Origin of the sequence: Bradyrhizobium sp. WD16 (assembly GCF_024181725.1) — a bacterium.
Taxonomy (GTDB): Bacteria; Pseudomonadota; Alphaproteobacteria; order Rhizobiales; family Xanthobacteraceae; genus Bradyrhizobium_A.
Map to the genome: position 1 here is coordinate 5,445,802 of NZ_CP028908.1, position 14,682 is coordinate 5,460,483.

A 14,682-nucleotide genomic window follows, 5' to 3' on the forward strand; every position below is an offset into this window, starting at 1 on the left:
ATAATGGACGGTGGAACATGCGTCGCGTCATTACGATCGCCGCTGCGAGCATCACGCTTGCCGGCTGTGGTTCAATGCCATCAATGGATTTTCTCAAGCCGACGCCGCCGAGCGTCACGGTTCGTCTCGAATCCGTGCCACCAGGCGCCGACGCGAGGACGTCGGTCGGTCCGGGCTGCAAGACGCCCTGCACCGTGTCGCTGCCGGCGAGCGACAACTTCACCGTCAGCTACACGCTCGAGAAATATCAGCCGCAAACCGTCGCCGTGACCACGGCGCAGGTTCCGGGGGATCTCGGCAGCCCGCCGACGGTGACCACCGATCCCAATCCGGTGTTCGCGGAACTGCAGCCGGCGACGCCGCCCAAGCGCGTCGTCAAGCATCGCAAGAGGCCCAAGGCCGCAGCAGCGCCCGCCGCTGCCGCTCCGGCGGCAACCCCGGCGACCGCGGATTCGGCCTTCCCGGCGCCGCCGCCCAGCCGCTAATCCGATCACGACGATTGTGCTGCGCACCATCGCGCGCGGCACAATCGCGCGACGGAGCTGCGACGCCTGGGCGCTTGCCGCAGAGGGGTAGGCAATTGCGAGGCGCCGCACTAGATTATGACAGTCGGTGACCTTCGGGTGCCGCGCGCCCGCTGACTGTCACGAAGCAAGGTCCCGGATGAACGGAGTTGCTCCAGGCCCCATGACCGATTCGTTCGGCCGCACCATCACCTATTTGCGGGTGTCGGTGACGGATCGGTGCGACCTGCGCTGTTTCTATTGCATGTCCGAGGACATGACCTTCCTGCCGAAGGCCGATCTCCTCACCCTCGAAGAACTCGACCGGCTCTGCTTTGCCTTCATCGCCCGCGGCGTGCGCAAGCTGCGCCTGACGGGCGGCGAGCCGCTGGTCAGACGCAACGTAATGGCGCTGGTGCGCTCGCTCTCGCGCCATCTCAGTACCGGCGCGCTCGACGAACTCACCCTGACCACCAACGGCTCCCAGCTCGCTCGCTTCGCTCAGGAGTTGCGGGATTGCGGTGTGCGCCGCATCAACGTCTCGCTCGACACTCTCGAAGCCGACAAATTCCGCGCGATCACCCGCTGGGGCGAACTCGACAAGGTCATGGCCGGGATTGATGCGGCCCGTGCCGCGGGCCTCCACGTCAAGATCAATGCCGTAGCGCTCAAGGGGCTGAACGAGGACGAAATCCCGGCCCTGATCGACTGGGCCCACGGCCTCGGCATGGATCTCACCTTGATCGAGGTGATGCCCATGGGCGAGATCGGGAGCGGAAGACTGGAGCAATACGTGCCGCTGTCGCTGATCCGAGCCCGGCTCTCCAGCCACTACACCCTGACCGACCTTGATGAGACCAGCGGCGGCCCGGCCCGCTATGTCCGCGTCGAGGAGACCGGCGGCAAGCTCGGCTTCATTACGCCGATGACCCATAATTTCTGCGAGGCCTGCAACCGGGTGCGCATCACCTGCACCGGGACCCTCCATACCTGCCTCGGTCAGGAGGATGCCGCGGACCTGCGCCGGCCGCTGCGGGCCTCCACCGACGACACCCTGCTCCATGACGCCATTGACCGGGCGATCGGGCAAAAGCCGCGCGGCCATGACTTCATCATCGACCGCCGCCATAACCGGCCGAGCGTCAGCCGCCACATGAGCGTGACCGGGGGCTGAAGCTCCTCGTGGAGTGGTCTCGCAATTGCCTCCCCTCTGCGGCGGGCACTGCAGGCAATCGCGAGGCGTAAGCCGCACCAGCTTTCTGATTTACCAGTGCCCCTACCAACGACGTAGTTGACGGCCCCGCCGGCCGCTGGAATGTTCCGGGCAAGGGTGGTAAACGCCCCGCTAACGCCCGGGTTTCAAAGCTCGCCAGCACCTACCGACCGCTCATTCGGGTCGGCAGGTGCGCTGACCTGCTCACGAACTTCGGACGCTGGGTTCTAGTGTGGCGTCTCGCAATTGCCTACCGCCTTTGCGGCCAGTCTGTCGTAGGCAATTGCGAGACATAAGCCACACTAGCGCTTTGATTTTTCTAGTGTCCTTTATGTCTCCGAATGACCGTGCGAGCGTGAGGCAAATGGAGCGGTAATTCGGAGACAGGACACTAGTGCGGTGGATCTGACGCTCGTTTCAGCATTGCAGCGAGTCCTTCATACGAGCGTCAGATCCAAAACCGCACTAGAATCATAATGGTGCTAGTGTCCCTTTGTTTCCAACGTTCGTAGAAGCACCTGCTGCAAAGGGATACGAACGTTGGAAACGGGACACTAGGTGGGGAAACGCACGGCGCCGAAAACGGCGGACCGGCGCTCGTTCCGAGACAAAGAGGGTAACTTGCAAGCGCTCCTTGGATTGAGCCGCGTCATCGACGCGGTGAACACGGCGATCGGCCGCTGGCTGTCCTGGCTCATCGTCGCCGCGGTACTGATCTCGACCGCGAATGCCATCATCCGCAAGGTTTTCGACGTCTCGTCAAACTCCTTCCTCGAGCTGCAATGGGTGCTGTTCAGCATCGTCTTCCTGCTCTGCTCGCCCTGGACCCTGATCGATAACGAACACATCCGGATCGACATCATCAATCACAGCCTGCCGCTGAAGGTGCGCGGCTGGATCGACATGATCGGCCACGTGTTCTTCCTGCTCCCCTTCATGGCCATTCTGCTCTACACCTCGATCCCCTTCTTCCTCACCTCCTATCATCAGAACGAGCAGTCATTCAGCGCCGGCGGCCTGCCGCAATGGCCGGCGAAGTCGCTGATCATGATCGCCTGCGTGGCGATGATCGCCCAGGGCATATCGGAAATCATCAAGCGCGCCGCGATGATGCAGGGCCTGATCCCCGATCCCAACGCCAAGGTGGTCAATCTCGCCGAACTCGAGGCCGAGCGACTGCTGAACATCGTCGGCGAAACGCCGACTTCAGGCCAACACTGACGCATTCATCCGATCCGAGCGACGGAAAGACACGGGGCTGATCTCGATGACCGCTTTGTTCATCCACTACATGGCGCCGATCATGTTCGCGTCATTGGTGATCTTTTTGCTGCTCGGCTATCCGGTGGCATTCTCGCTGGCGGCCAATGGCCTGATCTTCGCCTTCGCGGGGATCGAACTCGGCCTCTTCCGACCGGACTTCCTGCAGGCCCTGCCCGAGCGCGTGTACGGCGTGATGAACAACGACACGCTGCTGGCGATCCCGTTCTTCACCTTCATGGGACTGGTGCTCGAGCGATCAGGCATGGCCGAGGACCTGCTCGAGACCATCGGCCAACTGTTCGGCAGCATCCGCGGCGGCATCGCCTATGCCGTGGTCTTCGTCGGCGCGCTGCTGGCCGCCACCACCGGCGTCGTCGCCGCGTCGGTGATTTCCATGGGCCTGATCTCGCTGCCGATCATGCTGCGCTACGGCTATGACCGGCGGGTCGCAACTGGCGTCATCGCGGCCTCCGGCACCCTCGCCCAGATCATCCCGCCGTCGCTGGTGCTGATCGTGATGGCCGACCAGCTCGGCCGCTCCGTCGGCGACATGTATGAGGGCGCCTTCATTCCCGGCATCGTCCTGTCGATCCTCTATGCCTTCTACATCTTCCTCGTCAGCACATTCTTTCCGAAGGCAACGCCCGGACTGCCGCTCGAAGCCCAGACCCTGCGCGAGCCGGAGACCGCCAAACATCCGCTGAACGTGCCCGTCGGCCTCTTGGCCGCCGCCGGCGCGGCCTGGCTGTTCGCCGTGCATCTCGACCTGTTCACCTGGTCCGCGCCGCTGTTCGACAAGGTCAGCGCCAATCCTCTGGTACGCCAGGCGTTCTGGTTCGCGATCCTGCTCGGTGTCCTCGCCAGGCCCGGGATCGGCGTCGTCCGCACCATGACGCTGTCGCTGTTCCTGGTGGTGGCCGGCGCCACCGCGATCGGCATGATCGCGATGAGCTACACCAGCGTGAAGGCGGGTGCCGACTACGTCGTGCTGACCATGTCGATCACGGTCGCCGTCAGCTTCGTCCTCGCCGTGATCAATCGCGTGCTGAGGCTGAAGCTGTTGTCCAAGCTCGCCGAACAGGTGGTGTTCGTGATGGTGCCGCCGCTGGGACTGATCTTCCTGGTGCTCGGCACGATCTTCATCGGCGTCGCGACGCCGACCGAAGGCGGCGCCATGGGAGCCTCCGGCGCGATGGTGCTGGCGCTGATGAAACGCCGCCTGACCTTCGACCTGACCCGCCAGGCGGCCGAATCGACCGCGAAGCTTTCGGCATTCGTGGTGCTGATCCTGGTCGGCGCCCGCGTCTTCTCGCTCACCTTCTACGGCGTCGACGGCCATCGCTGGGTCGAGGAGCTGCTGGTCTCCCTCCCCGGCGGCCAGGTCGGCTTCCTGATCTTCGTCAACGCCTTCGTCTTCGTGCTCGCCTTCTTCCTCGACTTCTTCGAGCTCGCCTTCATCGTCATCCCGCTGCTCGGGCCGGCAGCTGAAAAGCTCGGCATCGATCTGATCTGGTTCGGCGTCATGCTCGGCGTCAACATGCAGACCTCGTTCATGCATCCGCCGTTCGGCTTCGCGCTGTTCTACCTGCGCTCGGTTGCGCCGCGGGACTCCTATATCGACCGCGTCAGCGGCAAGCGCATGGAGCCGGTGACGACGGGACAGATCTACTGGGGCTCGGTGCCGTTCGTGATCATCCAGGTGATCATGGTCGGCGCGGTGATCGCCTTCCCGGCCATGGTGATGCACTACAAGGGAGCGGCGTCGACGATCGATCCCAACAAGATCAAGATCGAGCTGCCGCAGATGCCCGACGAGCCGCCCCAGCTCAATCTGAACTTCAAATAGCGGGCACGACACCGAATACGACATTCGAACGAAAAATCCCCGGAGCACCGCTCCGGGGATTTTTTCTGACTGGCCTCATCCTCGACGGGGCACGGCGAAGCATCGGGCTATGACTCCCCAAAAAAGCGCCGGCCGCCGGGCCAGCGCTTTCGTCGGAGCTCGTTTGAAAGCTCAGCCGCGGGTGCGGGAGCGGATCATGAAGCTGTCGTAGGTGTATTCGGCGACCTGCCACCACAGATATTCGTCGGAGCGGTAGGCCTGCATGGCGTCGATCGACTTCTTGAAATCGGCGTTCTTGGCCGAGATCTCCGCCCACAGCTCGTTGGTCGCCTTGAGGCAGGCGTCGAGCACCTCATTGTTGAACGGACGGAGCTGCACGCCACCGGCGACGAGGCGTTTCAGGGCCGCCGGATTCTGCAGATCGTAGCGCGCCGCCATCCAGGTGTTGGTGGCCATCGCCGCGTTGGTGAGAATGCTCTGATAATTCTTCGGCAGCGCGTTGTACTTCTCGAGATTGGCGAAGGCATGCACGGTCGGACCGCCTTCCCAGAACCCGGGATAGTAGTAGTACTGCGCGACCTTCTGGAAGCCGAGCTTCTCGTCGTCATAGGGGCCGACCCACTCGGCCGCGTCGATGGTGCCCTTTTCCAGCGCCGGATAGATGTCGCCGCCGGCGATCTGCTGCGGCACGACGCCGAGCTTCTGAAGGACCTGGCCGGCAATGCCGCCGATGCGGAATTTCAGGCCCTGCAGGTCGGCAACCGTCTTGATCTCCTTGCGGAACCAGCCGCCCATCTGGGTACCGGTGTTGCCGGCCGGGAAGCCGATGACGCCGAACTTCTTGTAGAACTCGTTGGCGAGTTCGTTGCCGCCGCCCTGATAAAGCCAGGAGTTCTGCTGACGGGCATTGAGGCCGAACGGCACCGAGGCGAAGATCGCGAACGTAGGATCCTTGCCGACGTAATAATACGACACCGTGTGGCTCATCTCGACGGTGCCGTTGGAGGTCGCATCCAGCGCCTGCAGGCCGGGGACGATTTCGCCCGCCGCGAAGACCTGGATCTGGAATTTGTTGTCGGTCATCTCGGCGACCTGCTTGGCGAGATATTCCGCGCCGCCGTAGATGGTGTCGAGCGACTTCGGAAAGCTCGAGGTCAGGCGCCACTTCACCTCGGGCGACGACTGGGCGATCGCCGGCGAGGCGACCGCGGCGACCGCCGCTCCTGTCGCCGACACTTTGAGAAATTCACGGCGCTTCATAAGGCATCTCCTCCTGGGGACGTTTCTTCACACGCGAGAGCGGCTCTCTACCACGGAACCGCAGGGACGGAAAACGCGACATATCGGGCGCAAACCCGAATTCAACCAAAGTCGAAGGCCGGTTGAACCGCCCGGCGCCAGATCGCGGCAGAATCAGGCGAAGGTCAGGCGGCCGAGATCACCGGGGCGAGCTGGTCCCGGATCTGCGCAGCAATGGCGCGATAGATCTTGGCATGCGGCCCGTCCGGCTCGCTGTCCACCACCGGCCGGCCCTCGTCCGAGCTGGCGCGGATCGCCATGTGCAGCGGCACTTCGCCCAGGAAGGGCACCCCCAGCCTTTCCGCCTCGTGGCGCGCACCGCCATGACCGAAGACATCGGACCGGGTGCCGCATTCGGGGCAGAGGAAATAGCTCATATTCTCGACGATCCCGAGCACCGGGACATTGACCTTGCGGAACATGCCGATGCCGCGCCGGGCATCGATCAAGGCGAGGTCCTGGGGGGTCGAGACGATCACCACCCCCTTCAATGGCACGGTCTGGGCCAGGGTGAGCTGGGCGTCGCCGGTCCCCGGAGGCATGTCCACGACCAGAACATCGAGCCGGCCCCAGGCCACATCGCGCAGCATCTGGGTCACCGCCGACATCACCATCGGTCCGCGCCAGACCATCGGCGTCTCCTCCTCGACCAGGAAGCCGATAGACATGATGGCGAGACCGAACCTCGACAGCGGAATCATCTTCCGGTTCTGGTCCAGCTCGGGCTTGGTCTTCAGCCCGGTGAGACGCGGCACCGACGGACCATAGATATCGGCATCCAACAGGCCCACCCGCAGGCCCTGGTCGCGCAGTCCGAGCGCCAGATTGAGCGCGGTGGTCGATTTGCCCACCCCGCCCTTGCCGGAAGCGACGGCGATCACCGCCGAGACGCCCGGGATATCGGCCTGCTTGGCCGCCGGCGACGGCGTGCCGGCACCCGGATGACGATGAGCCGATGCCGGGGCCACCCCGCCCGGTACCGCGGCCGCACCCGGCTTGCGCTCGGCAGTCAATGCCACCATCACCGTGCCGACCCCGCCCAGCGACCGCACGGCGGCCTCGGCGCGGCTGCGCACATCCTCCCAGGCCCGCGCCTCCGCGGCATCGACGCCGATGGAAAAGAACACTTTGCCCTCGCCCGCCGAAATCTCCGACAGCACCTGCGCCTGGGTCAGCGGAACGCCGCGGGGCGTCGGCACCTTGGCGAGAGCGTCAAGAACCTGCTGCTTGGTGACGGTCACATCGCTCTCCCGGGAAACACCTGTCCATGAAAAACGGCCTGTCATCGCGCTTCGCTCCCCTTCGGTCAACCCGGGTCGCAGCGCCTCGCCGCAGCTCTGCCGCCTGCGTTTCGCGCCTTGCAATAGCGGACGGGCATTGGCACCTTGCCGGCGCGGCGGAGACTTCCAAGGAACAAGCCCCGCACCGCCCCGGTCGAGGAAACGGGGCCCGCGTCATCCTCCGATGCCAGCGCGGCCAAGGCGTCATGTCCGGTCGGCCGCCTCGTCATCGCATCAGAAAGCAAAGGTCGATCCATGGCTAAAGTCGCATTTCTCGGTCTCGGCGTGATGGGGTTCCCGATGGCGGGACACCTCGTCAAGAAGGGCGGCCACGAGGTCACGGTGTACAACCGCTCGCCCGCCAAGGCCGCGGCCTGGGCAGAGAAGTTCGGCGGCCGTACCGCGCCGACCCCGAAAGCCGCCGCCGAGGGCCAGGATTTCGTCATGGCCTGCGTCGGCAATGACGATGATCTGCGCCAGGTGACGATTGGCGCCGAAGGCGCCTTCGCCGGCGTCAAGGCCGGCGCCGTCTTCGTCGACCACACCACCGCGTCGGCGGCCGTGGCCCGCGAACTGTCCGCCGAGGCGGACAAGCGCGGCTTCAATTTCATCGATGCCCCGGTGTCCGGCGGCCAGGCCGGGGCCGAGAACGGCGTGCTCACGGTGATGTGCGGCGGCGACGAGGCGAGCTATCGACGCGCCGAACCGGTGATCGCCGCCTATGCCCGGATGTGCAAGCTGCTCGGCCCCTCGGGCGCTGGCCAGCTCGCCAAGATGGTCAACCAGATCTGCATCGCCGGCCTCGTCGAAGGTCTCGCCGAAGGCATCCACTTCGCCAAGAAAGCGGGCCTCGACGTCCATGCGGTGATCGAGACCATTTCCAAGGGTGCGGCCCAGTCCTGGCAGATGGAAAACCGCTACAAGGCGATGGACGAAGGCAAGTACGAGTTCGGTTTCGCGGTGGACTGGATGCGCAAGGACCTCTCGATCTGTCTCGCCGAAGCGCGGAGCAATGGCGCTCACCTGCCGGTGACGGCCCTGGTCGACCAATTCTATTCCGAAGTCCAGAAAATGGGCGGCGGCCGCTGGGATACCTGCAGCCTGATGGCCCGACTGCAGCGCTGAACCCGCCGCGGCTTGAAGCCCTTGACCAGCATGATCGCCCGCCGGCCGGCTCTGTCCGGCCCGCGGGCGGCACACCCGCCGCGCCGAGACAAAGCGGCCACAGCTTGCGAATTAATCCCACATTAACCTGGCCGGCGTCTCCTTTAAGGTCAGCGTTAACGATTTATCGTCAGAAATAGATAACGGCAGGAAAACCGTTCGCAACGGGCGCAGCCGTGTGTCCCGGTTGCATCGCGGACTTCCGGCGATGTCGACGTTTCAGAGTTGTGTTGCTGGTGATGAGTGCTTCCGGCGAGATTCCCGAGGTGTTGGCGGCGCCCGAGGCGCCTGCGCCCTCGCCGGCTCGCAAGCGCCGCGAAGCCGCCCAGCGCGTCCGCGAGGCGCGCGATCGATTGACCTCCACGAGCGGCACCCGCCCGGCGTTCGATCACGAACTGCTGCGCCAATACGCCCAGACCCGCATCTCGGCCTCCTTCGTCGTGCTGCTGCTGGTGGTGGCGAGCGGCATGCTCGCCGGCTTCTGGCTGGCGCCGCTGTCGGCCATCCTGTGGACCTGTGCCATCATCGTGATCCATGGCGGCACCATCCAGCTCTGCCGCAAGTTCCTGGCCGCGCCGGCTTCGCCCGGCGAGACGCTCAGATGGCGGCGGCGCTTCGTCGTGCTCGATCTCGTCTACGGCCTCGCCTGGACCGTGATCCTGCTGCATCCCGCCGGCATCGATGTCGTCTCCAACACCCTGATGCTGTTCGTCATGCTGCTGGTGGTGGCCGTCTCGAGCATGCTGGCGGCGAGCCTGCCGATCGCCGCACTCGCCGCGACCGTGCCGGTGACCTCGGCGATCGCCATCAATTTCGTGATGCGCGGCACGCTCGACGACTACATCCTCGCCATGCTCGCGGTCACCGCCGAAGGGTATTTCGCCCTGCTCGCCCATCGCCTGCATTCCACCACGCTGGCGACGCTCGAGGCGCGCGCCGAGAAGGACGCGCTGATCGGCGAGCTCGAGCAGGCCAAGTCGATCTCGGACGAAGCGCGCTATCGCGCCGAGGCGGCCAATGTCGCCAAATCGCGCTTTCTCGCTCAGATGAGCCATGAGCTGCGCACGCCGCTCAACGCCATTCTCGGCTTCTCCGAGGTGATGAAGAGCGAAATCTTCGGGCCCCATGCCGTCCCGGTCTACAAGGATTATTCGGCCGACATCCACAATTCCGGCGTCCACCTCCTCAACCTGATCAACGAAATCCTCGACCTCTCGCGCATCGAGGCCGGCCGCTACGAACTCAACGAGGAAGCGGTGTCGCTCGTCCACGTGGTGACCGACTGCCACCACCTGCTGAAGCTGCGCGCATCGTCTCGCGCTCTCACCATTCACGAGGTGTTCGAGCGCCACATGCCGCGGGTGTGGGCCGACGAGCGCGCGACACGACAGATCGTGCTCAACCTGCTCTCCAACGCCATCAAATTCACGCCCCAGGGCGGCGACGTCTGGCTGAAGGTCGGATGGACCGCGTCCGGAGGCCAGTACATCAGCGTCAAGGATACCGGCTCCGGCATCGCCGAGGACGAGATCCCGATCGTTCTCGCCTCGTTCGGCCAGGGCTCCAACTCGATCAAATCGGCGGAACAGGGCGCCGGCCTCGGCCTGCCGATCGCTAAGAGCCTGATCGATATGCACGGGGGCACCTTCACGCTGAAATCCAGGCTGCGCATCGGCACCGAGGTGATCGTCACCTTTCCTCCGGAGCGGGTGATGTCGGCGCTGGCGCCGCTGTATGAGCCGTCGCCGCCGCTCCAGCCGGACGAAAGCGCAACCCGCCGGCGCCAAAGCTCGCCGATCATGAATGCCGGAACCGGACTGTGAAGGGATGATACGCGTCCTCGCCCTCATTCTGTTGTTCGCCGCCACCGGTAGCGCCGTGCTGGCCTACGGCGATTCCGCCGATCTCGCCCGCGCCCGCAATGCCGTCGCCCAGGTCTTCGCAGCGCCGGGCGCAGGCAAGGACACCAATCATCGCTTCGCGCCGAGGCCGATGGTGGCGCGAACCGCCGAAGTGCCGCGCGGCAACGGCGGAGAATTCGCGCTGAAGGCCAAGATCAACGGCATCGCGGCCCCTATGCTGATCGACACCGGGGCCACGTGGGTGGTGCTGACCTGGGAGACGGCAAAGGCCGCGGGACTGCCGCTCGAGATGCTGAACTATGACGTCGAAGTCGAGACCGCCAACGGCAAGACCCGCGCCGCCCGCCTCACCCTCGATCGCCTCACCATCGGCAAGCTGACCGAACGCTCGGTGCCGGCGCTGGTCGTCCCCCGCGGGTCGATGAAGATCAACCTGCTCGGCATGAGCTTTCTCGACCGGCTGGAGAGCTGGGAAGTGCGCGCCGATCGCCTGATGCTGCGCGGCTACCCTTGAGGCAGCTGTCTCCGCCGGCGGAATTCCTTGATCGACTGTTAATCATGCCGCAGCTATCCTGCCGCCGGAGCGATTGCGCGGTGGAAAGACGGCCATGCTGGAACGACTGATGCGGGCGCGCAGGCATATCGGCTTCCGGACCAGATCGACCGGGCGGGATGCCGAGACCGATCGATCACGGGTCGGCGCCATCGCCGGCCTGATCGAGCGGACCCTCAGCGAGGTCGAGGCGGAGCGCGCAGGCCTGTCGCGCCGGATGGAAAACGTGCGCGCCAACGCCGCCATGACCGCCGGCAACGACATCGACGAATATTCGACGCGCGAGCGCGAAGACAATCAGCGGCTCCACGAGCTGGAGGACGAACTCGCCAATGGCGAGCGCCGCCTGAAGAAGCTCGACGCCGACATCGGCCACTTCAAGTTTCTCAAGGCCGCCGTCGCGACGCGATTTCCCGAGCAGACGCCCCCGGTCGCGTAACTCCGCAGCTCCGGTCACGCGCTACGCCGCGGCCGACACCTCGCGCGGGCGCACCCGCGACAGCGCCTCGCGCAACACCTCGACCCCAGCCTGCGGCGCCACGCCGTGTTCGGCGAGGTGCCGGCGGAAGGCCCGTGCACCCGGCACCGCCTGGAAGGCGCCGACGAAATGGCGGGTGAAGGCATGCAGCCGGCCGCCCCGCGCCAGATGGGCTTCGATCGCCGGAACCAGCGCCACGATCGCCGCTGTCATGTCCGGATGCGGCGCAGCTTCGCCGAACAATTCCGGATCGACCGCGAGCAACTGCCAAGGCTGCTGATAGGCGGCACGGCCGAGCATGACACCATCGACGTGATCGAGATGGCGCCTCGCCGCAGCAACGTCCGGAATCCCGCCGTTGATGATCACCGGCACGTCGGGCAACGCCGCCTTGAGGCGATAGACCCGATCGTAATCCAGCGGCGGGATGTCCCGGTTCTCCTTCGGCGACAGTCCGTCGAGCCAGGCCTTGCGCGCATGCACGATCAAGGCATCGGCGCCGGCATCGACCACGGCGCGGGCCAGGGTGTCGAGGGCGACCTCCGGGTCCTGATGATCGATGCCGATCCGGCACTTGACCGTTACCGGCACCCTGACGCCGCGCTTCATGGCGGCGACGCAATCCGCGACGAGCAGCGGATCGGCCATCAGACAGGCGCCGAAACGGCCATCCTTCACCCGGTCCGACGGGCAGCCGACGTTGAGATTGATCTCGTCATAGCCGAAGCCCTCGGCGATCGCGGCGGCCTCGGCGAGCGCCCCGGGGTCCGAGCCGCCGAGCTGCAGCGCCACCGGATGTTCGGCGGGATCGAAGCCGATCAGACGCTGACGCTGGCCGTGGATCACCGCCGCCGCGGTCACCATCTCGGTATAAAGGCGCGCGCGCCGCGTCAGCTGGCGGTGGAACAGCCGGCAGTGCCGGTCCGTCCAGTCCATCATCGGTGCAATGCAAAATCGGTGCGATAACATATTGATGTTATTTCGCTTTATCGTCTCGTCCGGAATAGTTGATTTTTGGGCCGACAGAAATTCAAAGCTGACTATTGGGGCATTTTCCTTTCGTTTCAAGTGTTTAGTCGATCGCTCGTTCATCCTTCGATGATGCCGCGCCTTGTCCGGTACAGCATTGCAGTACCGGATGAGCTCATGCAGTACCGCGGTGCTAGACGCCACCTACGACTCTCCGCAGCGTTCCCATTGGCGTCGAACAAGCGACTGGAAAGCTGATCAAAGTCAGAGGCAAAGTAACGCTGCGCTTTGCCGGTGCCTAGGCCCGCAATACTACGATCGTAGTTTCGGTGGCCTTGTCGTATGAACACTTGCGCGCGGCGGGACTTGCGATCGTACGGCCCCAAAACGTCGTAGGTCAAATCGGGGACACGCAACCACCGATATCGACATTCGCTGATGGTGGCCGTCCGAAGTGGACAGTTTGTTCCGAAGCAATCAGCACGATAGTCCTGGTGCACAACTAACCACCTCGCTACCGATCAACGACGCAGCGACTTCGCTTCTCGCATTCACGCTGGCAAATCTTACTGATCAACAATATTGCGCTTAGACAGGCGCCGCGACGGCGATAAGCGCGATCTCCACCACGGCGCCCCCGGGCAGAGAGGCGACGCCAATCGCCGCCCGGCTTGCAACGCCCCCTTCCCCGATGCGATCTTCGATGTGGCGCGAAGCGAAGTCGGCAAGGTGGGAGTGGCGCATATACCCCGGAGGCGCATTCACGTAGACCGTCAAACTCAAGGCCGAAGCGACACGTTCGCCCATGGCAAGTTGCGCTCCAGCAGCTTGCAGCGCATTCTCGGCCGCGAGTTCAACCGGCGCACGATAGGTCTCGTCCGGAGCGTCCAGCGTCACCTGACCGGCGTGGAGGAGCTCGCCATTCTTCCTCGGCGTCTGACCGGACACAAAGATCAGGTCACCGTGGCGTTTGGCCGGAACGTACAATCCTTGGGCTGGCGGAGCCGCTCGACCGTTCATGGCGTCTTACCTGCGATAGCGGTCGGCCATCGCGACGATGCGATGGGCTGCGGCAACTGCCGCGTCATGGTCCTGGGAAAAATTCAGGCGGATACTATCGTGGTGTGGACCAAACTCGCTACCAGACGTGACAATGACGTTCGCTTGGTGGTGGAGCAGCCGAACAAAATCATGCTGACTCACCGCAAGCGGAGGCAGCGTCGGAAACAGATAGCTGCCAGCCTGCGGCGTTCGGGTGGCCAAGCCCCCCTTGCGGAAGAGGGCAAGGAGGTCGTCCCGAATCGCCTGGTGTTGCCGGATCCTCTCGTCCAGCCAACCGACAGGTTCGTTGAACCATGTGCGAAGCACCGCTTGGTTATAGCCAGGGGCGCGCAGCGAGACGATCGCCTGTAGCTTCTCCATGCGTTCGACAGTCGGCGGCGAACCGAAGGCGATGCCGAGCCTATATCCGCTCAACGACTCGGTCTTCGACGGGCCCATGATGGTGATGGTGCGCTCCTCCGGAAGCCCGCAGGCGCGAATGTGCGTATAGGATTCGCCCTCATAGAGAAGCCGCGAATAAAGCTGATCGGCGATGATCGTGATGTCGAACGCCGCAGCAAGTTTAGCAAGCTCGCCGATCTCGCGCTCGGAATAGACAGCGCCGGTCGGATTGTTGGGGTTAGAGAAAAGGAAGACCTTGGCGCCAGCCTCAAAGGCCGCGCGCAACTGGGTGAGATCTAGACCTGCTTCGGACGAGCCGTCCATATAGTCCATCGCCACGGGAAGCACTTGTCCGCCGAAGAACTGGACGAGTTTGCGGTTGGCGAAATAGTCCGGCTGGACGATCGCAACTTTGTCATCCTGGTTCACCAAGGATGCGACCGCCAGGAAAAGCGCGCCTTGTGTTCCGGGCGTAATGATCGTGCCGTGCTCGGCGGAAATGGGCGCTCCGGTGAACGCGGCAAGCTTTTCGGCGAGCTCGGCGCGAATGTCGGCAGACCCGCGATATTCCGTGTAGGCCTGACGGCCTCCTGCCGCGACGGCCTCCGAGAAGCGATCGAGGGCCCCGGGCGTGGGGAGGAAGGCGTCTACATCGCCGTGCGAGAAATCAACCAGCCGCCCTGCAATAGATTCTCCGCGCATCAAGTTGCCGATGTTGCCGGCGGCCTGACGCAGCTCTTGACCGGGAGCGTTGTCGGTGGCTAAAGCGGCAAACTTATCGGTGGTCAGCATCGTGGCCTCGTTCTTCC

Annotated in this window: 13 protein-coding genes; 8 read left to right on the plus strand and 5 right to left on the minus strand. The window is 64.3% G+C overall.

What is annotated here, in order from left to right:
- Window positions 1–17 precede the first annotated feature (17 nt).
- The 4 genes from DB459_RS25215 (at window position 18) to DB459_RS25230 (ending at window position 4,825) form a co-directional block, all read left to right on the plus strand.
- On the plus strand, window positions 18–485 hold the full coding sequence (locus DB459_RS25215; RefSeq protein WP_253709435.1) for a hypothetical protein: 468 nt from the start codon (window positions 18–20) through the stop codon (window positions 483–485).
- Between the two features lie 178 nt (window positions 486–663).
- Complete coding sequence (gene moaA, locus DB459_RS25220; RefSeq protein WP_253709438.1) at window positions 664–1,677, plus strand: GTP 3',8-cyclase MoaA; 1,014 nt, start codon at window positions 664–666, stop codon at window positions 1,675–1,677.
- A 660-nt stretch (window positions 1,678–2,337) separates the two neighbouring features.
- A complete protein-coding gene (locus tag DB459_RS25225) occupies window positions 2,338–2,937 on the plus strand; it encodes a TRAP transporter small permease subunit (RefSeq protein WP_253709441.1) in 600 nt (199 codons plus the stop codon).
- Between the two features lie 46 nt (window positions 2,938–2,983).
- Window positions 2,984–4,825 carry a TRAP transporter large permease subunit gene (locus DB459_RS25230; RefSeq protein WP_253709444.1) on the plus strand — a complete coding sequence of 614 codons (1,842 nt, stop codon included), beginning with the start codon at window positions 2,984–2,986 and terminating at the stop codon, window positions 4,823–4,825.
- A 171-nt stretch (window positions 4,826–4,996) separates the two neighbouring features.
- On the opposite strand, the gene DB459_RS25235 is transcribed toward DB459_RS25230, so the two are convergent.
- Together DB459_RS25235 and DB459_RS25240 are read right to left on the minus strand one after the other, a co-directional pair.
- Complete coding sequence (locus DB459_RS25235) at window positions 4,997–6,085, minus strand: TRAP transporter substrate-binding protein (protein WP_253709447.1); 1,089 nt, start codon at window positions 6,083–6,085, stop codon at window positions 4,997–4,999.
- A gap of 164 nt (window positions 6,086–6,249) precedes the next feature.
- The gene (locus DB459_RS25240; protein ID WP_253709453.1) at window positions 6,250–7,365 is read right to left on the minus strand and encodes an Mrp/NBP35 family ATP-binding protein; all 1,116 of its coding nucleotides are present in this window, start codon (window positions 7,363–7,365) and stop codon (window positions 6,250–6,252) included.
- Between the two features lie 294 nt (window positions 7,366–7,659).
- Between DB459_RS25240 and DB459_RS25245 the strand changes: the two genes are divergently transcribed.
- From DB459_RS25245 to DB459_RS25260, 4 genes are all read left to right on the plus strand, one after another.
- A complete protein-coding gene (locus tag DB459_RS25245; protein ID WP_253709459.1) occupies window positions 7,660–8,529 on the plus strand; it encodes an NAD(P)-dependent oxidoreductase in 870 nt (289 codons plus the stop codon).
- A 278-nt stretch (window positions 8,530–8,807) separates the two neighbouring features.
- Window positions 8,808–10,391, plus strand: a complete 1,584-nt coding sequence (locus DB459_RS25250; protein ID WP_253709464.1) for a HAMP domain-containing sensor histidine kinase — start codon at window positions 8,808–8,810, stop codon at window positions 10,389–10,391.
- A gap of 4 nt (window positions 10,392–10,395) precedes the next feature.
- Window positions 10,396–10,944 carry a TIGR02281 family clan AA aspartic protease gene (locus DB459_RS25255; RefSeq protein WP_253709467.1) on the plus strand — a complete coding sequence of 183 codons (549 nt, stop codon included), beginning with the start codon at window positions 10,396–10,398 and terminating at the stop codon, window positions 10,942–10,944.
- A 94-nt stretch (window positions 10,945–11,038) separates the two neighbouring features.
- On the plus strand, window positions 11,039–11,422 hold the full coding sequence (locus DB459_RS25260) for a hypothetical protein (protein WP_253709470.1): 384 nt from the start codon (window positions 11,039–11,041) through the stop codon (window positions 11,420–11,422).
- Between the two features lie 21 nt (window positions 11,423–11,443).
- Here DB459_RS25260 and dusA read toward each other — a convergent pair whose 3' ends face one another.
- From dusA to DB459_RS25275, 3 genes are all read right to left on the minus strand, one after another.
- Window positions 11,444–12,430, minus strand: a complete 987-nt coding sequence (gene dusA / locus DB459_RS25265; RefSeq protein ID WP_256519232.1) for a tRNA dihydrouridine(20/20a) synthase DusA — start codon at window positions 12,428–12,430, stop codon at window positions 11,444–11,446.
- A gap of 588 nt (window positions 12,431–13,018) precedes the next feature.
- Entirely contained in the window at window positions 13,019–13,450 is a 432-nt protein-coding gene (locus DB459_RS25270) for a RidA family protein (protein WP_253709479.1), read from the minus strand.
- Between the two features lie 6 nt (window positions 13,451–13,456).
- The gene (locus DB459_RS25275) at window positions 13,457–14,665 is read right to left on the minus strand and encodes a pyridoxal phosphate-dependent aminotransferase (protein WP_253709485.1); all 1,209 of its coding nucleotides are present in this window, start codon (window positions 14,663–14,665) and stop codon (window positions 13,457–13,459) included.
- Window positions 14,666–14,682 lie beyond the last annotated feature (17 nt).

What these genes read in the sequence shown, in the direction of transcription:
- DB459_RS25255 (WP_253709467.1), top strand. Translation starts at nt 10,396, where the DNA reads ATGATACGCGTCCTCGCCCTCATTCTGTTGTTCGCCGCCACCGGTAGC.
- DB459_RS25215 (WP_253709435.1), top strand. Translation starts at nt 18, where the DNA reads ATGCGTCGCGTCATTACGATCGCCGCTGCGAGCATCACGCTTGCCGGC.
- moaA (WP_253709438.1), top strand. Translation starts at nt 664, where the DNA reads ATGAACGGAGTTGCTCCAGGCCCCATGACCGATTCGTTCGGCCGCACC.
- DB459_RS25235 (WP_253709447.1), bottom strand. Translation starts at nt 6,085, where the DNA reads ATGAAGCGCCGTGAATTTCTCAAAGTGTCGGCGACAGGAGCGGCGGTC.
- DB459_RS25245 (WP_253709459.1), top strand. Translation starts at nt 7,660, where the DNA reads ATGGCTAAAGTCGCATTTCTCGGTCTCGGCGTGATGGGGTTCCCGATG.
- DB459_RS25260 (WP_253709470.1), top strand. Translation starts at nt 11,039, where the DNA reads ATGCTGGAACGACTGATGCGGGCGCGCAGGCATATCGGCTTCCGGACC.
- DB459_RS25250 (WP_253709464.1), top strand. Translation starts at nt 8,808, where the DNA reads ATGAGTGCTTCCGGCGAGATTCCCGAGGTGTTGGCGGCGCCCGAGGCG.
- DB459_RS25270 (WP_253709479.1), bottom strand. Translation starts at nt 13,450, where the DNA reads ATGAACGGTCGAGCGGCTCCGCCAGCCCAAGGATTGTACGTTCCGGCC.
- DB459_RS25230 (WP_253709444.1), top strand. Translation starts at nt 2,984, where the DNA reads ATGACCGCTTTGTTCATCCACTACATGGCGCCGATCATGTTCGCGTCA.
- dusA (WP_256519232.1), bottom strand. Translation starts at nt 12,430, where the DNA reads ATGTTATCGCACCGATTTTGCATTGCACCGATGATGGACTGGACGGAC.
- DB459_RS25275 (WP_253709485.1), bottom strand. Translation starts at nt 14,665, where the DNA reads ATGCTGACCACCGATAAGTTTGCCGCTTTAGCCACCGACAACGCTCCC.